The organism is Kitasatospora sp. NPDC058115 (assembly GCF_042884635.1).
In the GTDB taxonomy this organism is placed as follows: domain Bacteria; phylum Actinomycetota; class Actinomycetes; order Streptomycetales; family Streptomycetaceae; genus Kitasatospora.
Genome location: NZ_JBHVTL010000015.1, coordinates 66,688 through 92,047 on the forward strand (window position 1 = coordinate 66,688; position 25,360 = coordinate 92,047).

22 protein-coding genes and 1 tRNA gene are annotated in these 25,360 nt (G+C 72.9%); 14 read left to right on the top strand and 9 right to left on the bottom strand.

What is annotated here, in order from left to right; all coding sequences use genetic code 11:
* The first annotated feature begins 61 nt into the window (after positions 1–61).
* The gene (locus ACFVVL_RS17760; protein ID WP_387676097.1) at positions 62–1,078 is read left to right on the top strand and encodes a LuxR C-terminal-related transcriptional regulator; all 1,017 of its coding nucleotides are present in this window, start codon (positions 62–64) and stop codon (positions 1,076–1,078) included.
* Between the two features lie 13 nt (positions 1,079–1,091).
* Here the strand turns inward: ACFVVL_RS17760 and ACFVVL_RS17765 are convergent, their stop codons facing one another.
* The 4 genes from ACFVVL_RS17765 to ACFVVL_RS17780 all read right to left on the bottom strand — a co-directional run bounded on the left by ACFVVL_RS17765 (position 1,092) and on the right by ACFVVL_RS17780 (position 6,900).
* Complete coding sequence (locus ACFVVL_RS17765) at positions 1,092–2,381, bottom strand: LLM class flavin-dependent oxidoreductase (RefSeq protein WP_380294235.1); 1,290 nt, start codon at positions 2,379–2,381, stop codon at positions 1,092–1,094.
* Positions 2,378–3,472, bottom strand: a complete 1,095-nt coding sequence (locus ACFVVL_RS17770; protein ID WP_387676101.1) for an LLM class flavin-dependent oxidoreductase — start codon at positions 3,470–3,472, stop codon at positions 2,378–2,380. The genes ACFVVL_RS17765 and ACFVVL_RS17770 overlap by 4 nt, the downstream gene beginning before the upstream one ends.
* 453 nt (positions 3,473–3,925) lie before the next feature.
* A complete protein-coding gene (locus ACFVVL_RS17775) occupies positions 3,926–5,203 on the bottom strand; it encodes a PTS transporter subunit EIIC (protein WP_380294237.1) in 1,278 nt (425 codons plus the stop codon).
* 407 nt (positions 5,204–5,610) lie between these two features.
* A complete protein-coding gene (locus ACFVVL_RS17780; RefSeq protein WP_387676104.1) occupies positions 5,611–6,900 on the bottom strand; it encodes a PTS transporter subunit EIIC in 1,290 nt (429 codons plus the stop codon).
* A 381-nt stretch (positions 6,901–7,281) separates the two neighbouring features.
* Here ACFVVL_RS17780 and ACFVVL_RS17785 point away from each other — a divergent pair, with 381 nt between their 5' ends.
* From ACFVVL_RS17785 to rdgB, 4 genes are all read left to right on the top strand, one after another.
* Positions 7,282–7,515 (top strand): glucose PTS transporter subunit EIIB, encoded by a 234-nt coding sequence (locus ACFVVL_RS17785; RefSeq protein ID WP_063349220.1) that lies wholly within the window; start codon positions 7,282–7,284, stop codon positions 7,513–7,515.
* 174 nt (positions 7,516–7,689) lie between these two features.
* Positions 7,690–8,424 (top strand): ribonuclease PH, encoded by a 735-nt coding sequence (gene rph / locus ACFVVL_RS17790; RefSeq protein WP_380294239.1) that lies wholly within the window; start codon positions 7,690–7,692, stop codon positions 8,422–8,424.
* Between the two features lie 194 nt (positions 8,425–8,618).
* Positions 8,619–9,008 carry a hypothetical protein gene (locus tag ACFVVL_RS17795; RefSeq protein WP_380294240.1) on the top strand — a complete coding sequence of 130 codons (390 nt, stop codon included), beginning with the start codon at positions 8,619–8,621 and terminating at the stop codon, positions 9,006–9,008.
* A gap of 38 nt (positions 9,009–9,046) precedes the next feature.
* Entirely contained in the window at positions 9,047–9,652 is a 606-nt protein-coding gene (gene rdgB, locus ACFVVL_RS17800; RefSeq protein ID WP_380294241.1) for an RdgB/HAM1 family non-canonical purine NTP pyrophosphatase, read from the top strand.
* Between the two features lie 62 nt (positions 9,653–9,714).
* Here rdgB and ACFVVL_RS17805 read toward each other — a convergent pair.
* Positions 9,715–9,792, bottom strand: a tRNA-Leu gene (locus ACFVVL_RS17805).
* 14 nt (positions 9,793–9,806) lie between these two features.
* Positions 9,807–10,652: an HNH endonuclease gene (locus ACFVVL_RS17810; RefSeq protein ID WP_387676109.1), complete on the bottom strand. Its 846-nt coding sequence runs from the start codon at positions 10,650–10,652 to the stop codon at positions 9,807–9,809.
* Between the two features lie 425 nt (positions 10,653–11,077).
* Between ACFVVL_RS17810 and ACFVVL_RS17815 the strand changes: the two genes are divergently transcribed.
* Entirely contained in the window at positions 11,078–13,441 is a 2,364-nt protein-coding gene (locus ACFVVL_RS17815; protein ID WP_380296978.1) for a chitinase C-terminal domain-containing protein, read from the top strand.
* A 95-nt stretch (positions 13,442–13,536) separates the two neighbouring features.
* Here ACFVVL_RS17815 and ACFVVL_RS17820 read toward each other — a convergent pair whose 3' ends face one another.
* Positions 13,537–14,241 carry a hypothetical protein gene (locus tag ACFVVL_RS17820; protein WP_387676112.1) on the bottom strand — a complete coding sequence of 235 codons (705 nt, stop codon included), beginning with the start codon at positions 14,239–14,241 and terminating at the stop codon, positions 13,537–13,539.
* Positions 14,242–14,426: 185 nt separating this feature from the next.
* Positions 14,427–14,903, bottom strand: coding sequence for a thioredoxin-dependent thiol peroxidase (gene bcp, locus ACFVVL_RS17825; protein ID WP_380296970.1), 477 nt, complete (start codon positions 14,901–14,903; stop codon positions 14,427–14,429).
* Between the two features lie 141 nt (positions 14,904–15,044).
* On the opposite strand from bcp, the gene ACFVVL_RS17830 reads away from it, so the two are divergent.
* The 3 genes from ACFVVL_RS17830 to ACFVVL_RS17840 all read left to right on the top strand — a co-directional run bounded on the left by ACFVVL_RS17830 (position 15,045) and on the right by ACFVVL_RS17840 (position 17,182).
* Entirely contained in the window at positions 15,045–15,386 is a 342-nt protein-coding gene (locus ACFVVL_RS17830) for a DUF3618 domain-containing protein (protein ID WP_350544813.1), read from the top strand.
* 199 nt (positions 15,387–15,585) lie between these two features.
* The gene (locus ACFVVL_RS17835) at positions 15,586–15,888 is read left to right on the top strand and encodes a co-chaperone GroES (RefSeq protein WP_078881937.1); all 303 of its coding nucleotides are present in this window, start codon (positions 15,586–15,588) and stop codon (positions 15,886–15,888) included.
* A gap of 115 nt (positions 15,889–16,003) precedes the next feature.
* Positions 16,004–17,182, top strand: coding sequence for a winged helix DNA-binding domain-containing protein (locus ACFVVL_RS17840; RefSeq protein ID WP_387676115.1), 1,179 nt, complete (start codon positions 16,004–16,006; stop codon positions 17,180–17,182).
* Between the two features lie 4 nt (positions 17,183–17,186).
* Here the strand turns inward: ACFVVL_RS17840 and ACFVVL_RS17845 are convergent, their stop codons facing one another.
* Positions 17,187–19,658, bottom strand: coding sequence for a transglycosylase domain-containing protein (locus tag ACFVVL_RS17845; protein ID WP_387676118.1), 2,472 nt, complete (start codon positions 19,656–19,658; stop codon positions 17,187–17,189).
* 333 nt (positions 19,659–19,991) lie between these two features.
* On the opposite strand from ACFVVL_RS17845, the gene ACFVVL_RS17850 reads away from it, so the two are divergent.
* The 5 genes from ACFVVL_RS17850 (at position 19,992) to ACFVVL_RS17870 (ending at position 25,357) form a co-directional block, all read left to right on the top strand.
* Positions 19,992–20,792: an ABC transporter permease gene (locus ACFVVL_RS17850; RefSeq protein WP_380296979.1), complete on the top strand. Its 801-nt coding sequence runs from the start codon at positions 19,992–19,994 to the stop codon at positions 20,790–20,792.
* Entirely contained in the window at positions 20,785–21,660 is an 876-nt protein-coding gene (locus ACFVVL_RS17855; RefSeq protein WP_387676121.1) for an ABC transporter permease, read from the top strand. The genes ACFVVL_RS17850 and ACFVVL_RS17855 overlap by 8 nt, the downstream gene beginning before the upstream one ends.
* A gap of 31 nt (positions 21,661–21,691) precedes the next feature.
* The gene (locus tag ACFVVL_RS17860) at positions 21,692–22,651 is read left to right on the top strand and encodes an ATP-binding cassette domain-containing protein (protein ID WP_380296976.1); all 960 of its coding nucleotides are present in this window, start codon (positions 21,692–21,694) and stop codon (positions 22,649–22,651) included.
* Between the two features lie 289 nt (positions 22,652–22,940).
* Complete coding sequence (locus ACFVVL_RS17865) at positions 22,941–24,200, top strand: DUF445 domain-containing protein (RefSeq protein WP_380297103.1); 1,260 nt, start codon at positions 22,941–22,943, stop codon at positions 24,198–24,200.
* A gap of 89 nt (positions 24,201–24,289) precedes the next feature.
* Positions 24,290–25,357 (top strand): adenosine deaminase, encoded by a 1,068-nt coding sequence (locus ACFVVL_RS17870; RefSeq protein ID WP_387676333.1) that lies wholly within the window; start codon positions 24,290–24,292, stop codon positions 25,355–25,357.
* Positions 25,358–25,360 lie beyond the last annotated feature (3 nt).

Consider the following 25,360-nt stretch of genomic DNA (forward strand, 5'->3'; position numbering starts at 1 on the left):
GCCCGTCTCGCAGGCTGGAAACCCCGGGCGGACCGCCGCACGGCGTGACTACGCTGCGCCGATGGAGAGCCCCGCCGACCGGGACGCCACCCGGCTCTACGCCCGACTGCTCGCCGAACCCGGCCGCCCGCCCGCCGCGTTGCTCCCCGGCTGGGACGAGCACCGGCTCGCCGCCGCCACCGCCGAACTCCTCGCCCTCGGACTGCTGCAGCCCGCCGCGGGCGGCCCCGCCCCGGACCGCGCCCCGGACCGCGCCACCGACCGGGCCGCCGTCTCCGTGGACACCGCGGTCCGGCAACTGCTGCTCGACGCCGACCGGCAGGTCGCCGACCTGGTCGGCGCCCTGCACCGGGCCCGCGACGTGGTGGACCGGCTGCACACCGGCTACCTGCCCGTCCAGGAACGCCACCGCGCCGGCACCGCCCTCGAAGTCGTCCGCGGCGCCGACCGGATCGCCGCCCTGCTGGAGGACGCCGCCCGCGGCGCCCGCACCGAGGCGCTCTCCCTGCGCCCCGGACAGGACCTCTCCGGCCCGGCCCTGGCGGGCAAGCTCGCCCGGGAACGCCTCGCCCTCGCCCACGGCGCAGCGCTGCGCACCATCCACCCGGCCGCCGCGCTACGCCGCCCGGCGGTGCTCGGGCACGTCCGGGAGCTCACCGCGGCCGGGGCGCGGATCCGGGTGGCCCACTCGCTTCCGCTGTGGCTGATCGTGGTGGACGCCCGGCTGGCGATCCTGCCCGCCCCCGGGGCCGGGCCGGGCGGGGACGCCCCGGTCGCGGAGGCCGCCGTGGTGGTGCGCGAGCCGGCGCTGGTCGCGCTGGTCGCCGAGCTGTTCGAGTACTTCTGGTCGGCGGCCTGGACGCCCGGGGAACTCCTGCCGGGCGCGGTCGAGCCGACGGACCGCCATGACGAGGTGCTGCGGCTGCTCGCGGCCGGTCGGACCGATGCGGCGATCGCCCGCAAACTGGAGGTGTCCGAGCGCACGGTGCGCCGGCTGGTCGCCGAGCTGACCGCCGGCCTGGGCGCGGAGAGCCGCTTCCAGGCCGGCGTGCACGCCGCCCGGCTGGGCCGGGTCTGATCCGGCCGCGGTGTCAGGGCCGCCCCGGGACCGGCAGGCCGAGGTGGTCGCGCAGCGTCGGGCCGCTGTACTCGGTGCGGAACACCCCGCGCTCCTGGAGCAGCGGCACCACCCGGTCGACGAAGTCGTCCAGCCCGCCGGGGGTGAGGTGCGGGACGAGGATGAAGCCGTCCGCGACGTCGCTCTGCACCTGCTGGTCGATCTGTTCGGCGACGCTCGCCGGGGTGCCGATGAAGCTCTGCCGGCCGGTCACCTCGATCACCAGCTCGCGGCTGCTGAGCCGCTTCTCGGCGGCCACCGCCCGCCACTTGGCGGCGATCTCCAGCGGGTCGCCGAGCGAGGTGCGGCCCTGGACGAGGGAGGAGTCGCGGACCGGGTCGACGGCCGGCAGCGGGCCGTCGACGTCGTGGTCGGAGAGGTCGATGCCCCAGACCTGCTCCAGGTAGGCGATCGCGGTGGCCGGGCCGACCTGGGCGCGGCGGATCGCGGCGGCCCGTTCGACGGCCTCCTCCTCGGTGTCGCCCAGGACGTAGGTGACCCCGGGCATGATCTTCAGCTCGTCCGGCTTGCGCCCGTACGCGGCGAGCCGCCGTTTGACGTCGGCGTGGAAGGCCCGGCCGGCGGCCGGGGTGGAGTGCCGGCTGAAGATCACGTCGGCACTGGCGGCGGCGAACTCGCGGCCCTCCTCGGAGTCGCCGGCCTGGATCACCACCGGGTGGCCCTGCGGCGGCCGGGGCAGCGAGAGGGTGCCCTCGACGTCGAACTGCGGGCCCTGGTGGCGGACCGTGCCGGAGCCCGCCGCGTCCCAGAACTCCCGGGCGAGCGCGACGGACTCGGCCGCCCGGATGTAGCGGTCGGCCCGGTCGAGGTAGCCGCCGCGGCGGAAGTTCTCGCCGGTGAAGGCGTCGGAGGAGGTGACCACGTTCCAGGCGGCCCGGCCGCCGGAGAGGTGGTCCAGCGAGGCGAACCGGCGGGCCAGTTCGTAGGGCTCGTTGAAGGTGGCGTTGACGGTCGCGGCCAGTCCGAGGTGGGTGGTGACGGCGGCGAGCGCGCCGAGCACGGTGATCGACTCGGGGCGGCCGACCACGTCCAGGTCGTGGATGCGGCCCTTGACCTCGCGCAGCCGCAGGCCCTCGGCGAGGAAGAAGAAGTCGAAGCGGCCGCGTTCGGCGGTCGCGGCGAGGTGGCGGAAGGACTCGAAGGCGATCTGGCTGCCGGAGGCCGGGTCGCTCCACACGGTGGTGTTGTTGACGCCGGGGAAGTGCGCGGCGAGGTGGATCTGCTTGAGCGGGCGGTCCGTCATCGGGTCACCTCGGCGGTCGCGGCGGGGTTGCTGCCGGTGGAAGCGGCGGTGGGGGCGGTGGGAACGGTCGGGACGGCCGGGGCGGCGATGGTCGCGGCGAGCGCGTAGCGGCTGGCGGGGCGGGCCAGGCCGAGGTGCTCGCGCAGGGTGCGCCCGGTGTAGCCGGCCCGGAACAGGCCGCGCTCGCGCAGCTGCGGCACGACGTGCTCGGCGAGCGCGGTGAGGTCGCGGGCCGGCTCGGTGGGCACCAGGTGGAAGCCGTCGACCCCGCCGCTGCCCTCGGTGATCTCGGTGAGCAGGGCGGCCGCCGCGGCGGCGTCGGGCAGTGCGGCCGGTATCCGGGCCAGGACGCGCAGCGCCTCGCCGCCGCGCAGCCGCAGTTCGGTGGCGGCGGTGAGCCGGGTGGCCCGGTCGGGGGCGTCGAGCAGCACGACGTCGGCGTAGCGGGCGGCGGTGGTGACCCGGGCGCGGCCGCCGGGGCCGGCGTCCGGGGCGAGGTCGGCGGCGGTGACGGTGACCGCGACGACCGGGCGGCCCTGCGGCGGGCGCGGGGTGATGGAGGGGCCGCGGACGGAGAAGTGCGGGCCCTCGAAGTCGATGTAGTGGAGTTTGGCGCGGTCGACGAACCTGCCGGTGGCGAGGTCGCGGATCTCGGCGTCGTCCTCCCAGCTGTCCCAGAGCCGGGTGGCGACCTCGGCGGCGTCGGCGGCCTCGGCCCAGAGTTCGTCGGCCGGGGCGGCGCCCTTGCGGCCGAAGGCCCTGGCCTCGGCCTCGGTGTCGGAGACGCCGACCAGCCAGCCCGCCCGGCCCTCGCTGACCCAGTCCAGGGTGTTGACCGCGATGGAGGTGTGGAACGGCTCGGTGTGGGTGGTGGTGACGGTCGGGACCAGGCCGAGGCCGCGGGTGACCGGGGCGAGCCGGGCGAAGGTGGCGAGCGCGTCCAGCCGCCGCGGTTCGGGGGCGTAGGAGTCGTCGAGGGTGACGAAGTCGAGCGAGGCCCGTTCGGCGAGGCGGGCGAGGGCGGTGAAGTGGGCGGCGTCGACGTGGCCGGGGCTGTCGAGGGCGGCGGAAAGGTGCAGCTGGCGGGGCATGGGTGGCCTTGACTTTCCTGGGACGGAAGCGGGGCGTGCGGTGGTCGCGGAGCGGCCCGCGGTCCCCTGGTGGGGGACGGTGCGGGCGGGTGTGCGGGCACGGGCCGGCCCGCCCGGGGTGCGGGCGGTCGCGGGCGACGGGTGGTGCGCGGGCCGGGGCGCGGCGGGGACGTCAGCCGGGCGGCGGCGGGGGGAACGCTCGGGTCAGCCGCGACACGCCGCGGACCACACGCGACCGAAGTCGATGTGGCTGCGGGTCACCAGCGGGCGGGGGGCGTTCACCGCTTCAGTTGACCAGCGGGTCCGCGGATCCGTCAACCACCGTCTCAGCGGGCGGCCGTCGGGGTGGACACCCGGGCCGTCGGCCTCCGGGCACGCGAACGGCCCCGCCCCGCCACCCGGGGGAGTGGGTGGCGGGGCGGGGCCGTGAGCGGCGTGCGGTGGTGCGGGGGGTCAGGCCTTGGTGACGTCCTCGACCTCGTCGTCGTCCTCGCGGCCGGGGGTCTTCAGGTCGAACTTCACGATCGCGAAGCGGAACAGGAAGTAGTAGATCGCGGCGAAGACCAGGCCGAGCGGGATGATCATCCACGGGTCGGTGGCCTTGCTCCAGGCGAGCAGGTAGTCGATCAGGCCGCCGGAGAAGGTGAAGCCGTCGTGCACGCCGAGCGCCCAGGTCACGGCCATCGAGACGGCGGTGAGGATGGCGTGGATGACGTACAGCAGCGGGGCGATGAAGACGAAGGCGAACTCGATCGGCTCGGTGACACCGGTCACGAAGGAGGTCAGGGCCAGCGACAGCATCATGCCGGTGACGGCCTTGCGGCGGTGCGGCTTGGCGGTGTGGGCGATGGCGAAGGCGGCGGCCGGCAGGGCGAACATCATGATCGGGAAGAAGCCCGACATGAACTGTCCGGCGGTCGGGTCACCGGCGAAGAAGCGGGTCAGGTCGCCGTGCACGACGGTGCCGTCGGCCTTGGTGAAGTCACCGGTCTGGAACCAGGCGTAGGAGTTCACGAACTGGTGCATGCCGACCGGCAGCAGGCCGCGGTTGACCAGGCCGAAGGCGCCGGCGCCGAACGCGCCGGCCCCGATGAGGGTGTCGTTCAGGCTCTTGATGGCGTCGCCGATGGGGCCCCAGGTCAGGGCGAACAGGACACCGACGGCGGTGCCGACGAAGGCCATGATGATCGGGACGAGACGGCGGCCGTTGAAGAAGCCGAGCCAGTCGACCAGCTTGGTGCGGTGGTACTTCTGCCACAGCACGGCGCTGAGCAGACCGATCACGATGCCGCCGAGGACGCCGGGGTTCTGGTACGTCGCGGCGACCCACTTGCCGTCGGCGATGTGGCCCTCGGTGATCGGGAACGCGGTCAGCACGTTCTTGTAGACCAGGAAGCCGACCAGGGCGGCGAGGGCGGTCGAACCGTCGGCCTTCTTGGCGAAGCCGATGGCGATGCCCACCGCGAAGAGCAGCGGCAGGTTGTCGAAGACGCCGTTGCCGGCGGTGGCGAAGACCGCGGCGACCTTGTTCCAGCCGAGGCCGTCCTTGCCGAAGACGTCGTCCTGGCCCAGACGCATCAGCAGACCGGCGGCGGGGAGAACGGCGATGGGCAGCTGGAGGCTGCGGCCGATCTTCTGCAGACCCTGGAGCAGGTTCTGGCCGAACTTCTTCGTGGGACTGGGTGCGGCCGGAGCCGTGGCGGGCGCCGGTGCCTGCGCAGACTGACTCATGGGGGTGGCTTCCTAACGGCAAGGGCGGGTCGGTCGGGGGGAAGGTGCACAGGGGGCCGAACCGCGAACTGGTCTACACCACACGTGGTGTAGACCAGTTTTGTAGCACGGGCGGAGGGGTCGGGGAACCCTCGAAAGCACCGCAGATGGGAAGCGCTATGAAATCGAAACCTAGTTGCGGATCGACGATCTTGATTACCCGCCGTGATTGGCATTTTGGCTATTTGCGCAACAAAAAGCCGCCGCCGCCGAGGACTCCACGGCAGGTCACCGGCCGGTCACCGAGCGGCCGCGCCGCCCTGCGGGGCGGCCTCGGCGCCGGGGCCATAGGCCCGCCCGGATATGCCGAAGGCCCCCGGACCGTTGGTCCGGGGGCCTTTTCGGATTCGCGCGCGGTGACGCTCGGTTTATGCCTTGGTCACGTCCTCGACCTCGCTCTCGTCCTCCCGCCCCGGAGTTTTCAGGTCGAATTTCACGATGATGAAGCGGAAGAGCGCGTAGTACACGGCGGCGAAGCCGAGGCCGATCGGAATGATCAGCCACGGCTTGGTGGCCAGCCCCCAGTTGATCACGTAGTCGATCAGGCCGGCCGAGAAGCTGAAGCCGTCGTGCACCCCCAGCCCCCAGGTGACGGCCATCGAGGCGCCGGTCAGCAGCGCGTGCACGCCGTACAGCGCCGGGGCGATGTAGGCGAAGGAGTACTCGATCGGCTCGGTGACACCGGTCACGAAGGAGGTCAGGCCGACCGAGAGCATCAGGCCGTAGATCTCCTTGCGGCGGTGCGGCTTGGCCGCGTGGGCGATGGCCAGCGCGGCGGCCGGCAGCGCGAACATCATGATCGGGAAGAAGCCCGACTGGAACTGCCCGGCGGTCGGGTCGCCCCCCAGGAACCGCGGAATGTCGCCGTGCACGACCGTGCCGTCGGGCTTGGTGAACTCGCCGAACTGGAACCAGACGAAGGTGTTCAGCAACTGGTGCATGCCGATCAGCAGCAGGGCCCGGTTGAACACGCCGAAGATGCCCGCGCCGCCCGCGCCCAGGTCGGCGAGGTTCTGGCTGAACGTGTTGAGGCCGCGGCCGATCGGCGGCCACACCCAGACCGCCACGACGGCGAGCAGCATGCCGACCAGGGCGGTGATCATCGGCACCAGCCGGCGGCCGTTGAAGAAGCCCAGCCAGTCGACCAGCTTGGTGCGGTGGAAGCGCACCCAGAGCCAGGCCGACATCAGGCCGAGCAGGATGCCGCCCAGCACGCCCGGGTTCTGGTACGTCGCGGCCGCCGCCTTCGCCGAGGTGTAGTCCACGCACTGGTCGCTCACCAGCACCGTCGGCGGCTTGCAGTCCTCCGGGAAGGCGTGCAGCACCTTGTAGTAGACGAGGAAGCCGACCACCGCGGCCAGCGCCGTCGAGCCGTCGGCCTTCTTCGCCATGCCGATCGCGACGCCGATGCAGAACAGCATCGGCAGGCCGAGCGAGGAGTCCAGCAGCGCGCCGCCGGCCGCGGCGAAGACCTTGGCGACGTTGTCCCAGCCGAGGCCGTCCTTGCCGAAGACGTCGTCCTGCCCGAGCCGGTTGAGGATGCCGGCGGCCGGGAGCACCGCCACCGGCAGCTGGAGCGAGCGGCCCATCTTCTGGAGGCCGCCGTAGAAGGTGTGCCACCACGTGGTCCGCGGTGCCGTGGCGCCTGCCGAACTCATCCTTCGCCCTCCGAGTGCAGTGTCCGGCCGGTGGCCCCCGCCGGGAGCCTCGGGCGGGGGCCGGGAACACCCGGGGCCCTTCCTGCGTTCATCGGAGTACACATATATTGGTGTAGACCACTTTTGGGACGCAGGCCGCGCGCCGGGAGACGGCCCCACTGTTCGTCATCCTCGGACGCCCGTCCTGGGTCTGCGCGCCGGAATGGGCCGAAAGTGGACTAACGTGGCATATCGGTCCGGCTCGGGTCATGCTGGTCGCGCTGCTCCGCAGCACGCCACGGCACGACCGACCACTGACCACGCGTCACCGTGACCGAGGTCACCGCGCAGGAGACGGCACCCGGCAGAGCAGCCGACGGGCCGCGACAGAGGGAGAAAGCAATGGCCAGCAAGGCTGAGAAGATCGTCGCCGGTCTGGGCGGCATCGACAACATCGAAGAGGTCGAGGGCTGCATCACCCGCCTGCGCACCGAGGTCAAGGACGCCTCCCTGGTCAACGAGGCCGCGCTCAAGGCCGCCGGCGCCCACGGCGTCGTCAAGATGGGCACCGCGATCCAGGTCGTCATCGGCACCGACGCCGACCCGATCGCCGCCGACATCGAGGACATGATGTGAGCTGAGCCCACCAGGCTCACTCCGCCCGGCCCGCCCGCCCCTCCGGCCGGCGGGCCGCGGCACGTCCGGGCACCCCCGCCCGCCCTCCCGGGCAGACCCGGACGCCTCGGGACGTCCCGGGACGCCTCGGAACGTACCCGGAGCACCCACCGAAACCGACTACGCTCGGTGCCTATGTCACGCATCGACGGCCGCACCCCCGACCAGCTCCGCCCCGTCACCATCGAACGGGGCTGGAGCAAGCACGCCGAAGGCTCCGTCCTCATCTCCTACGGCGACACCAAGGTGCTGTGCACCGCCAGCGTCACCGAGGGCGTCCCGCGCTGGCGCAAGGGCAGCGGCGAGGGCTGGGTCACCGCCGAGTACTCCATGCTCCCGCGCGCCACCAACACCCGCGGCGACCGCGAATCCGTCAAGGGCCGCCTCGGCGGCCGCACCCACGAGATCAGCCGGCTCATCGGCCGCTCGCTGCGCGCCGTGGTCGACCACCGCGCCCTCGCCGAGAACACCATCGTCCTCGACTGCGACGTCCTCCAGGCCGACGGCGGCACCCGCACCGCCGCCATCACCGGCGCCTACGTCGCCCTCGTCGACGCCGTCACCTGGGCCCGCGAGCGCAAGCTGCTGCGCGCCAAGGGCAAGCCGATCACCGGCGGCGTCAGCGCCGTCAGCGTCGGCATCATCGACGGCGTCCCGATGCTCGACCTCCAGTACGAGGAGGACGTCCGCGCCGAGACCGACATGAACATCGTCTGCACCTCCGACGGCCGCTTCGTGGAGGTCCAGGGCACCGCCGAGGGCGCCCCCTTCGACCGCGCGCTCCTCGACCGCCTGCTCGACCTCGGCACCCTCGGCTGCGCCGAGCTCGACGAGGTCCAGCGCAAGGTCCTGGGCGAGCTGGAGGCCTGACCCTCCGGGGCCACCTACCCCCTGAGGCAACGCCTCCGCTTGGGTTTCCGGAAATCACCGGGCTCCGGGCCCGGCCGCTGTACACGCCGGGTCCGGAGCCCGTACGGTTCCCGCAGCAGCACCCGTTGCGGGAACCGCGCACCCCTCAGCGCGCGTCCTTCCCTTCCGGATACCCGCGCACCCAGGAGGACCGGATGCCCCAGAGCATCGCCCGCCCCACCATGCTCGCCGTGGCCGGCCTGATCGCCATCCTCCCGCTCAGCGCGGTCAGTTGCTCCGCCGCCCAGAAGGCCATCGACTGCGGCAACACCACCGTCAAGATCGCCGACGACATCAACGAGGTCCGCGACGCCTACGGCAACGCGAGCAACGACGCGGCGGCCGCCGGGCAGGCGATCCAGAAGCTGAAGAACGACCTCGACCAGCTGGGCAAGAACTCCGAGGACACCGACGTCGCCCAGGCCATCACCGACCTCGGCACCCAGGTCGACAAGGTCCAGCAGGCGATCAACAACAAGCAGGTGCCGGACTTCAAGCCGCTCGGCGACGCCGCCTCGAACCTCACCAAGGTCTGCGTGAGCTGACGCGAGATCATCCCTCCCGTCCGGTTTAGGGTGGGTTCATGACCACTCGACTCATCCTCGCCACCCGTAACCAGCACAAGGTCGCCGAACTGCGCGACATCCTCGGCGACGCCGGCCTGGACGTCGAACTGGTCGGCGCCGACGCCTACCCGGAGATCCCCGACGTCCCCGAGACCGGCGTCACCTTCGCCGAGAACGCCCTGCTCAAGGCGCACGCGCTGGCCCGCGCCACCGGCCTGCCGGCCGTCGCCGACGACTCCGGCCTGTGCGTGGACGTCCTGAACGGCGCCCCCGGCATCTTCTCCGCCCGCTGGTCCGGCCGGCACGGCGACGACCGCGCCAACCTCGACCTGCTGCTCGCCCAGCTCTCCGACATCGCCCCCGAGCACCGCGGCGCCCACTTCTTCTGCGCCGCCGCCCTCGCCCTCCCCGACGGCACCGAGCGCGTCGTCGAGGGCCGCCTCCTCGGCACCCTGCGCACCGCCCCCGCCGGCACCGGCGGCTTCGGCTACGACCCGATCCTCCAGCCCCTCGGCGAATCCCGCACCTGCGCCGAACTCACCCCCGCCGAGAAGAACGCCATCAGCCACCGCGGCCAGGCCTTCCGCGCCCTCGCCCCGGTCGTGAAGACCCTCCTCGGCTGAGGACCGCAGAAAGGGCAGCGGCCCGCTTGCCTTCGATCCGAAGGCAAGCGGGCCGCTCTGCTTGGTACGCCCGGTGGGACTCGAACCCACGACACTGCGATCCTAAGTCGCAGCCCTCTAGCCAGCTGGGGTACGGGCGCACGCCAGCACAAGCCTACCGGCTGTCGGGTTCGCCGATAACAGCCCTGCGGTTCCGCCCGCAGTACGTCGGCGTGACGGCATGGCAGTTCGGACAGAGCAGCCGCAGGTTCTCGCGCCGGTTGTCGAGCCAGTCGCCGTTGACGTGGTCGACCTCCAGCGTCAGCGGAAGCCCGCGCCAGAGCGGTGGGGTGCCGCAGCCGGAACAGACCTCCGGTGTGCCGATGTGGACGAGCATCGCCCGGAGCCGGTCGCCGGGAACACGGTGACTGCCGGGCGGCAGCGCCACCAGGAGCTCGTCCGGACGGACCCGTGGGCCGGTCCTCGCACCCCGGTTGTGGGCCGACCCGGTGAAGTGGCCGGTGTCCAGCCCGTGGCGGGCTATGGCGTCCTTGACGAGCTTGCGGGCGCCGCCGCCCTCGCGGAGGCCGAGAGCGCGGATCACCCCGGCGATGCTGGACTGCTCGCGGACGGCCGCGATCACCTCGTCGCCGGGACCCTCCTCGGCGACGTGCGAGGTGGTGAAGTGCGAGGTGTCGATGCCGAACTCGGCCAGCCGTCGCTTCATGTAGGAGTAGGCGCTGTCGTACGGCACGACGCCCAGCTCGCGCAGCATCGGGCCGATCCCGGTGGTCCTCGCGGCGGCCTCGGCCAGCTGCTCCCGGCTGTAGCGCCGGCGTTCGTAGGCGGGCCTGCCGCCGGTGAAGTGCGAGGTGTCGATGCCGTAGTACCGCAACCGCTTGCTCAGGTAGCTGTGGGTGCCGCCCGCCATCGGCACGCCCAGGCGTCTCATCATGTCGTTGATGCTGGACGACTCCGCGGCGACCGCCGTCAGCAGTTCGCGGGTGTACCTGACCGCCATGGCTCCCCCTCCGGGCTCGTGCGCGCCCGTCCCCGGACAGGTGAACGATCGGTGGGCCGTTCGGTCACGGGGGCGCGGCCGGCGCGGTGGGAGGTGGTGGCGAGATGGTCGGCATGCGGAGGGCCGCACGGGGGGCCGGGGCCGGTGGTGTGTCGGGGACCGTCGACAATCGGCCGTTCGACCGGGGATGTTGGGGAATTGATTACCAATTGGTACAGACCTATTGACCTATGTGGTTCAGACCACATAGCTTCGGCGCCAATCTGGTTTCCCCCACGTGCGTGCTCCCCCACAGGCACGCGCCGACACTCTGCCCGGAGGACCGAGTGTTGATCCGATCCTCGGCGGAGCGGCGTCCCACCGCTGCCCGTCGTTCCACGAGCCCGGCGGCCCGCGCCGGCCTGGCCTCGCTGGCGGCTGCCGCGATGGCCGGCCTGCTGGTGGCCACGCTGGGCGCGGCGCCGTCCCAGGCGTCCGCCACCGTCGACAATGCCGCCTGTCGCCCCGACGGCCTCTACGCCACCCCGGGCGTCGACGTCCCGTACTGCAGCGTCTACGACACCAACGGCCGCGAGAAGATGGGCGCGGACCACCAGCGCCGCATCATCGGCTACTTCACCAGCTGGCGCACCGGCAAGGACGGCACCAAGCCGTACCTGGTGAGCGACATCCCGTGGAACAAGGTCACGCACCTCAACTACGCGTTCGCCCACGTCGGTTCGGACAACAAGCTGTCCGTCGGCACCGACAACCCGGACAACCCGGCCACCGGGATGTCCTTCCCGGGCGTGCCCGGCGCCGAGCTCGACCCGTCGCTGCCCTACAAGGGCCACTTCAACCTGCTGACGAAGTACAAGAAGCAGTACCCGAACGTCAAGACGATGATCTCGGTGGGCGGTTGGACCGAGACCGGCGGGTACTTCGGCGACGACGGCAAGCGCGTCAACTCCGGCGGCTTCTACTCGATGACCGTCAACCCCGACGGCAGCGTCAACCAGGCGGGCATCGACACCTTCGCCAACTCGGCCGTCGACTTCATCAAGAAGTACGGCTTCAACGGCGTCGACGTCGACTACGAGTACCCGACCTCGATGAAGGACGCGGGCAACCCGCTGGACTGGCAGCTCGCCAACAGCAAGCGCGGCTCGCTGGCCAAGGGCTACGCGGCGCTGATGAAGACGCTGCGCGAGAAGCTGGACCGGGCCGGCGCCGCCGACGGCAAGCACTACCTGCTCTCGGTCGCGGCCCCCTCGTCCGGCTACCTGCTGCGCGGCATGGAGACCTTCCAGATCGCGCAGTACCTGGACTACGTCGACATCATGTCGTACGACCTGCACGGCTCCTGGAACAAGTACGTCGGCCCGAACGCGGCGCTGTTCGACGACGGCAAGGACGGCGAGCTGGCGGCGGCCAACGTCTACGGCACCGGTCAGTACGGCGGCATCGGCTACCTGAACGCCGACTGGTCGTACCACTACTTCCGCGGCGCGATGCCGGCCGGCCGGATCAACGTCGGCCTGCCGTACTACACCCGCGGCTTCAAGAACGTCCAGGGCGGCACCAACGGCCTCTGGGGCACCGCCGCGGCGACCACCTGCCCGGTCGGCTCCGGCCTGACCTCGTGCGGTGACGGCGCGGTCGGCATCGACAACATCTGGAACGACAAGGACGACGCGGGCAAGGAGTCCCCGGCCGGGTCGAACCCGATGTGGCACGCCAAGAACCTGGAGAAGGGCATCGTGCCCGACTACCTCTCCAAGTACGGCGTGACCGACACCGCCCTGCAGGGCAGCTACGTGCGCAACTACAGCTCCACCCTGGTGGCGCCGTGGCTGTGGAACGACGCCAAGAAGGTGTACCTGTCCACCGAGGACGAGCAGTCGATCGCCGCCAAGGCCGACTACATCGTCAACCAGGGTGCCGGCGGCACGATGATCTGGGAGCTCGCGGGCGACTACAAGTGGGACGCGACCGCCAACGGCGGCAAGGGCCAGTACGTGCCCGGTGACACGCTGACCACGCTGATGTACGACAAGTTCAAGGCGGCCTCGCCGTACGGCGCGATCCGCTCGACGGTCGCGCTGCCGCAGCAGACCCTGCCGATCGACGTGTCGTTCACCAACTTCGCGCTGGGTGACTCGAACTACCCGATCAACCCGAAGATCCACATCGTCAACAACTCGACGCAGACCCTGCCGGGCGGCACCGAGTTCCAGTTCGACTACAGCAACTCGGCCCCGGGCAACGCCAAGGACCAGTCGGGCTTCGGTCTCACCGTGATCAAGCAGGACCACCCCGGCACCGGCAACGTGGGCGGCCTCAAGGGCACCTACAACCGAGTCTCGGTGAAGCTGCCGGGCTGGCAGTCGCTGGCGCCGGGCGCGTCGATCGACATGGACTTCGTCTACTACCTGCCGGTGTCCACCCCGTCCAACTGGACGGTCAACGTGGGCGGCACGCTGTACGGCCTCAAGGGCGACCTGACCCGCGGTGCGGTGGACGGCGGCACGACGCCTCCGACCACCCCGCCGACGACGCCTCCCACGACGCCGCCGACCACGCCCCCCACCACCCCGCCCACCACTCCGCCGACCACGCCGCCCACGACGCCGCCGACCACGCCGGCCGGTTGCGCGGGTGCGCCGAGCTGGGACGCGGGCACCACCTACGCCACCCCGACCAAGGTCTCCTGGAAGGGCCACTACTACCAGAACAAGTGGTGGACCAAGGGCGACGACCCGAGCGCCAGCGGCGCCTGGGGTGTCTGGAGCGACCTCGGCGCCTGCTGATGACAGCGGTCGCCTGAGGTGAGAGACGGCGGTGGCGGTGCACCCGGTCGGGGGGTGCGCCGCCACCGCTGCTTCGTGTCCGGGCCCGCCCGGGTCTACTTCTCGATGTCGCCGCGCATCTTGGTGAACAGGGCGGCGGCCTCGGCCGGGGTGGTCTTCGGGAACAGCGCGACGCCGGCCGTGGAGGTGTCGGACCAGCCGCAGATGACGTCGGTGGTGGGCGCCTCCGGCAGCTTCAGGCACTCCAGCGAGCCGCCGAGCGGGCCGGCCGGGAACGGGGTGGCGGTGGTCGGGTCGCCGGTGGAGCCGTTCTGCAGGGCGTAGTCGATCATGCCGCGCCAGAGGTGCTCGCGGCGCTTGGCCGGGTCCTCGGGGATGTTGTCGACGGCGATCAGCAGGATCCGGCGGCCGGAGGTCTGTCCGGGGCGGTCGAAGTTGGCGAGCACCATGTGCATGTTCTCGCGCATCTCGCCCGGGTCGACGGCGACGTCGGAGACCGCGTCCTGGCCGATGGTCTTCGCCAGCCCGCCGGCCGTCCTCGCCTCGACCACCTGGCGCTTGCCGGCCGGGGCCGCGGAGGTGGGGGCGGCCGGAGCGGCGGAGGTCGGGGCGGTGGAGGTCGGCGCGGCCGGGGCGGCGGAGGTCGGTCGGGCGGACGCGGTGGCCGGCGCGGTCGCGGCGGGGGTGGTCGCGGCGGGGGTGGTCGGCGGTGCGGCGGTGTCCTCGTTCTCCGGCCCGCAGGCGGTCAGCGCGAGCGCCGCGACGATCGCGCCGGCGACGGCGACACGGGCGGTGGACACGGATCTGGCACTCTGCACGGCTCTACTCCTGTGAACAAGGACGGAACCCGGGGCGACCGGCACCCGGTGAGCAGAACGCTAGAGGGTCCCGGGCCCCCGCCGACAGGTTCCGGGCAGAGCGCGGACAGCACCGGGACACGGCGGTGACGAACCGTCACCCGCCGCCGCCGCGCCCGGACGGTGCGTCAGTCCGTCGCGACCTTGAGGTCCCGCAGCAGCTTGGCCACGTGGCCGGTCGCCTTGACGTTGTACAGCGCGTGCTCGACCTTGCCCTGCTCGTCCACGACGACGGTGGAGCGGATCACCCCGGTGACGGTCTTGCCGTACAGCTTCTTCTCACCGAACGCCCCGTAGGCCTCCAGCACCTTCTTCTCCGGGTCGGAGAGCAGGGTGACCTTGAGGTTCTCGGTCTCGCGGAACCTGCCGAGCTTCTCCGGCTTGTCCGGCGAGATGCCGATGACGTCGTAGCCGGCCCCGGAGAAGACCTCCAGGTTGTCGGTGAAGTCGCAGGCCTGCTTGGTGCAGCCGGGGGTGAGCGCGGCCGGGTAGAAGTAGACGATCACCTTGCGGCCGAGGTGGCCGGCGAGGGACACCTCGTTGCCGTCGGCGTCGGGCAGGGTGAAGGCGGGCGCGGTGTCGCCGGGCTGGAGACGCTCACTCACGGGGTTTCTCCTGGTGCTGGACGGGCGGTCGTACCACGGCAAACTTACCTCCGATGGTGGGTGGGGCCGCGCGGCCCCACGTGGCAGCTGACACACTGGGTCAGTCGCACAGGACGAACATCAGTGAATGGGGTGGCCCGAGTGGGCGAGGCGAGCAGTACGGACAAGTCGGCGCGGACGACCGCCCAGATCGAGGCGGACATCTCCCGGACCCGCACCCAGCTGGCGGCGACGCTGGACGAGCTCGCCGTGCGCGTGCACCCGACCACCATCTCCGCCCAGGTCAAGGCGAAGGCCGTGGCCGCCGTCGAGGAGAAGGCCGGCCGGGCGTACGTGGCCGCGAGCGGCCTGGTCGAGCAGGCCCGGGCGCAGTTCGTGGACGAGAAGGGGCAGCCGCGCAAGGAGCGGATCGTCCCGGCCGCGCTGGTCGGCGTCGGCCTGGTGCTGCTGGTCGCCTCGGCGCGCAAGCGCCGCAAGGGCTGACCGCCACCCGGCCCTCCCCGGGCCGGGCACCCGGTGCCCGGCCCGGGGCCGTTCGCCTGCCGGGGCGGCCGCACGCGCCGCGCCTGGGAGCGGTACCTTCGGGGTCGTGAGTACGAACGACGAACCGACCCAGCAGTCCCTCCCCGCCGAGGGCGACGCGCCGCGTCACGACCGGCTCGGCGAGAAGCTCCCGATCAAGATGCTGCACGACCGCGTCCTGGTGAAGACCGAGGCCGGCGAGGGCGAGCGCCGTTCCACCGGCGGCATCCTGATCCCGGCGACCGCGGAGATCTCCAAGCGCTGCGCCTGGGCGGAGGCGGTCGCCGTCGGCCAGAGCGTGCGCTCCGTCGAGCCCGGCGACCGGGTGCTGTACGACCCCGAGGACAAGCTGGAGGTCGAGGTCCGCGGCGCCACCTACGTCCTCCTGCGCGAGCGTGACCTGCACGCCGTCGCGGCGATGCGCTTCGGCGACACCGAGGGGTCGACCGGGCTGTACCTGTAACCGTGGGGCCCGGGTGGGCCGCCGTGCCGAGGGCGCGGCGGCCCACCGGCGTCTCCGGACGTCTCCGGCGGCATCCGGCAGGCGGGGGTGTGAAGACGAGCCCTAGGATCCGCCCATGGCGATCAACGGAGCGGGTCCGGTCGGCGACGGGCAGCGGCGGGCGCGGCTGGGGCGGCGGTTGCTGCTGGCGCCCGAGGGGCGGGCGGCGCGGGTGGAGGAGGTGGCCGACGCGGTCGTCGGGCTGCACGCCACCGATGCCGCGACGGTGTACCTGTCGGCGTGCGCGCGGCTGCGCGAGCCGTCGGCGGCCGCGGTGGAGCGGGCGCTGTACGACGACGTCTCGCTGGTGAAGCTGCTGTCGATGCGGCGGACGCTCTTCGCGGTGACCGAGGAGTTCGCGCCGTACGTGAGCGCGGCGGCGGCGCGGCAGATCGCGGCCAAGGAGCGGGCGACCCTGCTGAAGCACCTCGGGGAGTTCGCCGAGGGGTGGAGCGAGGCCCGGCTGGCGCGGACCGAGCGGGCGGTGCTGGAGGCGCTGGCGGTGCGCGGCGAGGCGACCACGGCCGAGCTGGGCGCGGACGTGCCGGCGCTGCGCGAGACGATGCTGATGGCGGTGGGCAAGCCGTACGAGGCGAAGCAGAGCGTGGGGAGCCGGCTGCTGCGGCTGCTGGCCTCGGACGGGCACGTGCGCCGGTGCCGGCCGCGCGGGTCGTGGCTGAGCAGCAGCTACCCGTGGGCGCCGGTGGCGCCCTGGCCGGAGGTGCCGGTGCGGGAGGCGAAGGCGGAGGTGGTGCGGCGCTGGCTGGCGGCGTACGGGCCGGGCACCGTCGAGGACGTGAAGTGGTGGACGGGCTGGACGCTGGGGGAGGTGCGTCGGGCGCTGGCCGACCTGGAGGCGGTGGAGGTCGCGCTGGAGGGCGGCGCGGTGGGTCTGGTGCTGCCGGGGGACGAGGGGGCGGTGGCGGAGCCGGAGCCGTGGGCGGCGCTGCTGCCGGCGCTGGATCCGGCGGTGATGGGCTGGCGGGGCCGGGGTTGGTACCTGCGGCCGGAGGACGTGCCGGCGCTGTTCGACCGGGCGGGGAACGCGGGGCCGACGGTGTGGTGGTGCGGCCGGGTGGTCGGCGGCTGGGCGCAGCGGGCGGACGGCGAGGTGGTGTGGCGGCTGTTCGAGGACGTGGGGGCGGGGGCGGTCGCGGCCGTCGCGGCGCAGGCGGAGCGGTTGGCGGGCTGGCTGGGGGAGGTCAGGGTGACGCCGCGGTTCCGGACGCCGCTGGAGCGCGAGCTGTCGGCCTGAGCGGTCACGCCGGGGGAGGGGTGACCGGCTGGACGGTGGCGGGGGGCCTGGGGGTGGCAGGCGGCGGGACCGTGGCGGGCGGGGTCGGGTCCGGGGCCTTGCCGGGGGCGGTGGTCGGCTGCGCGGCGGTGGGCCGGTCGGCGGTGGGCCGGGTGCTGGGGGCGGGCTGCGGTGGCGCGGGGTCCTGCGGGGCGGGTTCCCCGGGGGTGGACGGTTCGGGGGCGGTGGTGGTCCGGTCGGGGGCCGGCTCGGTGGTGGGCGCGGTGGTGGCCGTGGTGGGCCGCCGGGGCGCGGCCGGCGCGGCGGGGACTGCCGGTGCGGCCGGTGCGGCCGGGGCCTGGACGGTGCCGTCGCGGCCGCCCGTCGGGTCCGGGGACGGTGCGGGGGCGGTGGGGGTGGCGGTCGCGGTGGCCGTGGCGCTCGGGGTGCCGGCGGGCCGGTCGGCGGTGGGCCGGGTGTTGCCCCGGCTGGGTTCGAGGTCGAAGCCCTGGACGGCGGTGTCCTCCAGGGCGTCGGCCATGTAGGCGGTCCAGATCCGGGTGGGGAAGGCGCCGCCGTTGATCCGGGCGTAGCCGGCGGTGCCGGCCAGCGGTTCCTTGGCGTGGGTCTTCGGGTTCTCCCGGAAGAGGCCGACGGCGGTGGCGAGTTCGGGGGTGTAGCCGGCGAACCAGGCGGAGAGGTTGGCGTCGGTGGTGCCGGTCTTCCCGGCGGCGGGGCGGCCGAGGTCGAGGGCGGCGGCGCCGGTGCCGCGGGCGCTGATGACCTCGCGCAGGACGTCGGTGACGGCGTCGGCGGTGCCCCGGTCGAGGGCGGCGGCGGCCTCGTGCCCGGGCAGCTCCGGTGCGTCGACCGGGCCGGTGCCGGGGTTGACCCGTTCCAGCGCGGCGACCGACCAGGGGCGGTGGGCCCCGCCGTGGTTGGCGAGGGCGGCGTAGACGCCGGCCAGGTCGAGGGCGCTGGGGGTGGCGGTGCCGAGGGTCATCGAGGTGTTGGCCGGGTCCATGCCGGGGACGTCCGCGGGGATGCCGAGCCGGACGGCGGTCTCCCGGACGTGGTCGAGTCCGGCGTCCACGCCGACCTGGGCGTACACCGAGTTGACGGACTTCACCATGGCCTGGCGCAGGGTGATGGTGCCGTAGTCGATGTCGTCCTCGTTGGGCGGCGCGTAGGGGGTGGGGCCGTCGGTGACGGGGCGTTCGCTGGTGCCGTCGTAGCGGGTCTCGGTGGTGATCGGCAGGCCGTCGCCGTTGCTGTGGTTGGAGGTGAGGCCGGCGGCGAGGTCGACGGGTTTGAAGGTGGAGCCGATCTGGTTGTCCTGGCGCAGCGCGTCGTTGTAGGGCTGCCTGGCGTAGTCGGGTCCGCCGTAGACGGCGACGACGCGGCCGGTGGCGGGCTCGACGGAGGCGCCGGCGACCCGGACGTCGGTGTCGGTGTCGGGGCGGGCGGCGGGGTCGAGTTCGTCGGTGAGCTCGTCGTGGACGGCGCGGGCGAAGGCGTCCTGCTTCTGCTGGTCGAAGGTGGTGGTGATGCGCCAGCCGCCGGCCTTGAGGGTGGCGCTGTCCAGGATGCCGCTGCCGACCAGGTAGTCGTCGGCGACGCCGACCAGGTAGCCGGCCTGGCCGGAGAGGCCGTTGGCGGGCTGGGGGTCGATCGGGTCGGGGAAGTCGAGTGCGGCGCGTTCGCCGGCGCCGAGGAAGCCGAGCTGGACCATGCCGTCGAGGGTGTAGTGCCAGCGGGCGACGGCCCGTTCGCGGTTGGCGGGGGTGGCGGTCTTCACGTCGTAGGCGCTGGGGGCCTGGAGCAGGGCGGCGAGGTAGGCGCTCTGCGGGAGGGTCAGCTCGGAGACGTCGACGCCGTAGTAGGCGCGGGCGGCGCTCTGGATGCCGTAGGCGCCGCGGCCGAAGTAGCTGGTGTTGAGGTAGCCGGCGAGGATCTCGTCCTTGCCGCGCTGCTGGTCGACCTTGAGGGCGATGAGCAGTTCGCGGCCCTTGCGCTCGATGGTCCGGCTCTGGGTGAGGTAGTAGTTCTTGACGTACTGCTGGGTGATGGTGGAGCCGCCCTGCATGCCCTGGCCGGTCAGGGTGTTCCAGCCGGCCCGGACCATGCCGGTCAGGTCGATGCCGCGGTTCTGGTAGAAGGTGCGGTCCTCGGCGGAGACGACGGCCTGCCGGGTGCTGACCGGGATCCGGTCGATGGTGACGTCGGTGCGGTTGACGGCCCCGGTGCGGGCGATCTCGGTGACGCCGTCGGCGTAGAGGTAGACGTTGCTCTGGGCGACGGCCTGGGCGTTGGGGTCGGGCAGCGGCACGACGGCGTAGAGCACGGCGAAGGCGCCGACGGCGAGCAGGGCCGTGGTGAGGACGGCGCCGAGGGTGACCCGCCAGGTGGGCAGCAGCCGTCGCCGGAGCGGCAGGGCGCGGCGTGCCTCGCGTCGGGCGGCCCGTCTGGCCCGGCGGCGGCTGGTGCTCAGGGTCATGCGGAGATTATGTGCTATTTGACCGAGGGTCAGGCGTGCGGGCGGCTCCGGTCGGGTGATGGAAAAACCGGGTGCGGGCGGGGTCTCGCCGCAGTACGGTGAAAGGTGCAAACCAGATAGCGCAGCCACTTCGGGTTCTTCGGCCCGTTCGAGCTCCGCCCGCCGTGTCCCGGGACCCCCCCGGGCAGAGCCGGTCGGAGCCGGTTCGGCGTGCGCGGTCGCGGACAGGGGTCTCCCTGTGCCGCCATTTGTCGATAAGGAGACAATATGCAGAAGCTTGAGTCGTCGCAGGCCGAGCTCCGGCCTCCCGATCCCGGCGGCGTGCGCGCCGTCCTGGGCCTGTACGCCGCGGTCCTGCGCGGCGCGTTCCGCCGCTTCTCCACCTACCGGGCCGCCACCCTGGCCGGCGCCCTGACCAACACGGTCTTCGGCTTCATCCTCGCCTACACCTTCCTGGCCCTCTGGGAGGTCCGCCCCGGTCTCGGCGGCTACGACGAGGCCGCGGCCGTCACCTACATCTGGGTCAGCCAGGCCCTGCTGATGACGGTGGCCGTGCTGGGCGGGGGCTTCGAGGACGACGTCCAGGAGCGCTTCCGCACCGGCGACATCGCCGTCGACCTCTACCGGCCGGTGGACTTCCAGGGCTGGTGGCTGGCCACCGACCTCGGCCGGGCCGCCTTCCACCTGCTCGGCCGGGGCGTGCCGCCGGTGCTGGTCGGCGCCCTGGTCTTCCGCACCCGGATGCCGGAACACCCGCTGACCTGGGTGGTCTTCCTGCTGTCGGTGCTGCTCGCGGTCGTCGTGAGCTTCGGCGTGCGCTTCCTCGTCTCGCTCACCGGCTTCTGGCTGCACGACTCGGAGGGGGTGCGGACCCTGGCCGTGATGGTGTCGATCTTCTTCTCCGGGATGCTGCTTCCGCTCGCGCTCTTCCCCGGCTGGCTCGGCTCCCTCGCGCCGGTGCTGCCCTGGGCGGCGCTGGTGAAGGTGCCGACCGACGTCTTCCTGGAGCGGGTCACCGGCACCGGGCTGCTCGGCGCGCTGGGCTTCCAGCTGGCCTGGGCGCTGGTGCTGCTCGCGGCCGGGCGGCTGGTCCAGCTGCTCGCGACCCGCAAGGTGGTGGTCCAGGGTGGCTGACCCGACCCTGACGGCCCGTGAGCCCGCCGGGCTGAGCGGGGCCCGGGACCCGCTGGCCGCCCGGACCGCGTGGGCGCTGCGCTCCTGGTGGCTCACCGCCGCCATGTGGACCAGGGCGCTGATGACCTACCGGGCGTCGTTCGTGATGATGACCGTCGCCAACGTCCTCATCACCTTCCTCGACTTCGTCGTGATCATCCTGATGTTCCAGCACACCGACAGCCTCGGCGGCTGGAACCTGCCCGAACTCGGCTTCCTCTACGGCACCTCCGCGTTCGCCCTCGGCACGGCCAGCCTGTTCGTCGGCACCGTCGACGCCCTCGGCCAGCGCATCCGCACCGGCACCCTGGACACCATGCTGGTGCGGCCCGCACCCGCCCTCGCCCAGATCTGCGCCGAACGGTTCTCGTTGCGCCGGCTCGGCCGGCCGGTGCAGGCGGCGGCCGTGCTGGGGTGGTCGCTGTGGATGCTGGACGTCCGCTGGACCTGGGACCGGGTGCTGCTGGTGCCCGTGCTGCTGTTCTGCGGCACCCTCATCTTCGCGGCGGTCTTCATCGGCTTCGCCAGCCTGCAGTTCTGGTGGGGCGAGTCCGGGGAACTGCACCACTCCTTCACCTTCGGCGGCGCGACCGTGCTGCAGTACCCGCCGACGGTCTTCGCCAAGGAGCTGGTCGCCGGCACCGTCTTCGGCGTGCCGCTGGCCTTCGTCAACTGGCTTCCCGCCCTGCACATCCTCGACAAGCCCGACCCGCTGGGTCTGCCCGCCGCCTTCCGGTTCGCCTCGCCGCTGGCCGCCGTCCTCGCCCTGTGCGTGGCCGGCCTCGTCTGGCGGACCGGACTGCGCGCCTACCGCGGCGCCGGCAGCTGACCTCGCATCCCGTTCGTTCTAAGGAAGACCCATGGCACTGATCGAGCTCGACGACGTCCGCCGCACCTTCACCGTCCGCGCCAAGGCCGGCCGGCTGAAGCGCGAGAAGCGCGAGGTGCGCGCCGTCGACGGACTGACCTTCACCGTCGGGGCCGGCGAGTGCGTCGGCTACATCGGCCCCAACGGCGCCGGCAAGTCCACCACCATCAAGATGCTCACCGGCATCCTGGTGCCCACCGCCGGACGGCTGCGCGTCGCCGGGGTCGACCCGGCCCGCGAACGGGTCGCGCTGGCCCGCCGGATCGGCGTCGTCTTCGGGCAGCGCACCACCCTCTGGTGGGACCTCCCGCTGCGCGACTCCTACGAACTCGCCCGCCGGCTCTACCGGATCCCCGAGCACCGATATCGCGCCAACCTGGAACGCTGCGTCGAACTGCTCGACCTCGGCGCGCTGCTCGACACACCGGTGCGCCAGCTCTCGCTCGGCCAGCGGATGCGCGGCGACCTCGCCGCCGCCCTGCTGCACGACCCGGCCGTGCTGTACCTGGACGAGCCGACCATCGGCCTGGACGTGATCAGCAAGGGCCGGGTGCGCGACTTCCTGCGCGAGGTCAACCGCGACCTCGGCACCACCGTGCTGCTGACCACGCACGACCTCACCGACATCGAGCAGCTGTGCGGCCGGGTGATGGTGATCGACCACGGCCGGGTGGTCTACGACGGCGGTCTGGAGGGCCTGCACGCGGTCGGCGACAGCGAGCGGACGCTGGTCGTCGACCTGGCCGAGGCCCGCCCGCCGATCGACGTGCCCGGCGCCCGGGTGGTCCGGGTCGAGGGCCCGCGCCAGTGGCTGGCCTTCCCGGCCCAGCAGAGCGCGGCCCCGGTGGTCGCGGCCGTCGCGGCCCGCTACCCGCTGGTCGACCTCTCGGTGCGCGAGCCCGCGATCGAGGACGTGATCGCCCGGATGTACGCGGAGGTCGCCATCGGCTGAGGGCCCGGCGGGCGCCGCACCGTCCGTACCGTCTGTACCGTCCTGCGCCGCGCCGCCCGCGCCGCCCCGTTCCCGGGGCGGCGCGGTGCCGGCGGCGGGGCGTCCGACGGGCTGATCCCCCGGCAGATCGGCGCCCGCCGCGCCCCGGTCCTCGGCGTCCGGACCGGCCCGCGCGGGCGGCTGCGGCACCGGACCGGCGCGCGACAGCCGGGCGCGCCGTCCGTTCGCGCCGGCTACCGGGCAGACTGGCGGGGTGAGCGACGAAGCCTTCAGCGGGACCGGCCCCGGGATGCGGTTCACCGCGGCCGACGAGGAGAAGAGACGCGGCGTCCGCCGGATGAAGACCATCGCGACCGGCCTGCTGGCCCTCGCGACCCTGGTCTTCGCCCTGGCCACCTGGGCGAAGGCGGCCGGCGCCGGTGCCTGGGCGGGCTATCTGGCCGCCGCCGCCGAGGCCGGCATGGTCGGTGCGCTGGCCGACTGGTTCGCGGTGACGGCGCTGTTCCGGCGTCCCTTCGGCCTGCCCATCCCCCACACCGCGATCATCCCGACCAAGAAGGACGCCTTCGGCCGCTCGCTCGGCGACTTCGTCGGCGAGAACTTCCTCTCCGGCCAGGTGGTGCGCGGCCGGCTCGCCGCGCTCGGCATCGCCCGGCGGCTCGGCGAGTGGCTGGCCGCGCCCGGCAGCGCGGAGCGGGTCACCAAGGAGGCCTCGGCGGCGCTGCGCGGGGTGCTCGCGGTGCTGCGCGACGACGACGTGCAGGCGGTGGTCGCCGAGGCGGTCACCCGGCGGGCCGCCGCCACCTCGGTCGCCGAACCGGCCGGCCGGATGCTCGGCAAGGTGGTCGCGGACGGCGGCCACCACGGGGTGGTCGACCTGATCACCGTCCGGGCGCACGACTGGCTCACCGAGAACCACGCCGAGGTGGTCGAGCGGGTCACCCGGAAGACCCCGGGCTGGACCCCGAAGTTCATCGACCACCAGGTCGGCGAGCGGGTCCACAAGGAGCTGATGCGCTTCGTCACCGACATACGGGACGACCGGCAGCACCCGGCGCGCGGCGCGATCGACAAGTTCCTCGCCGACTTCGCCACCGAACTGCAGACCGACCCGGAGACCATCGCCCGGGTCGAACGGGCCAAGGGCGAACTGCTCGCCCGGCCCGAGGTGCAGGACCTCATCGCCTCCACCTGGGCCGCCGTCCGCTCGCTGGTGCTGAACGCGGCCGAGGACGAGGAGAGCGAGCTGCGCCGGCGCATCCGCGAGGGAGTACGCAGCTTCGGCGAGCGCCTGGCCACCGACGCCAAGCTCCAGGCCAAGGCGGACGGCTGGCTCCAGGACGCCGCCCAGTACCTGGTGGACACCTACCGGGCCGAGATCACCTCGCTGATCTCCGAGACGGTGGCGGGCTGGGACGCCGAGGACGCCTCGCGCAAGATCGAGGCCAACGTCGGCCGGGACCTCCAGTTCATCCGGATCAACGGCACGGTGGTCGGCGCGCTGGCCGGGCTGCTGATCCACACCGCGGCGGTCGCGCTCGGCGGCTGAGCCCGGTCTGCTTATCCTTGCGAACACTGCCGAAACGCGCGTAGAAACCAGAGAAGGGCACCACCGTGGTCCAGCCGGACGGAAGTCGGATCGGAACCCCCAGCGCCAGCACCCCCGCGGCCCCCGCGGACCGCTCGATCGAGGCGTTCATCGCCGCGATGCCGAAGGCGGAGCTGCACGTCCACCACGTCGGGTCGGCCTCGCCGCGCGTGGTCGCCGAGCTGGCCGCCCGCCACGAGGGCCGGGCCAGGGTGCCCGCCGACCCGCAGGCGCTCGCCGAGTACTTCACCTTCACCGACTTCGCGCACTTCATCGAGGTCTACCTGAGCGTCGTGGACCTCGTCCGCGACGCCGAGGACGTCCGCGCCCTGACCTACGGCGTCGCCGAGGACATGGCCCGGCAGAACATCCGCTACGCCGAGCTCACCGTCACCCCCTACTCCTCGGTCAGCCGGGGCATCCCCGACGTCGCCTTCATGGAGGCCATCGAGGACGCCCGGCTGCGCGCCGAGAAGGACCTCGGGGTGGTCCTCCGCTGGTGCTTCGACATCCCCGGCGAGGCCGGTCTGGCCGCCGCCGAGGAGACCGCGCGGCTCGCCGTCGACCTGGCCCCGGAGGGCCTGGTCAGCTTCGGTCTCGGCGGACCGGAGATCGGCGTCCCGCGCCCGCAGTTCAAGCCCTACTTCGACCGGGCGCGGGCGGCCGGCCTGCGCAGCGTCCCGCACGCGGGCGAGACCACCGGGCCGGAGACGGTCTGGGACGCGCTGCGGGTGCTCGGCGCCGAGCGCATCGGCCACGGCACCCAGGCGGTCCACGACCCGGCGCTGCTCGACCACCTGGGCGAGCACCGGATCCCGCTGGAGGTCTGCCCGACCTCCAACATCGCGACCCGCGCGGTGGAGCGGATCGAGGACCACCCGATCAGGCGGATGGTCGACGCCGGGCTGCTGGTGACCGTCAACAGCGACGACCCGCCGATGTTCGGCACCGACCTCAACACCGAGTACGCGGTGGCGGCCCGGCTGCTCGGCCTGGACGAGGCCGGGGTGGCGGCGCTGGCGAAGAACGCGGTGGAGGCCTCCTTCCTCGACGCCCCGGGCAAGGCCCGGCTGGCGGGCGAGATCGACGCCCACCTGGCGCGGTGGCGCCAGGTCTGACCT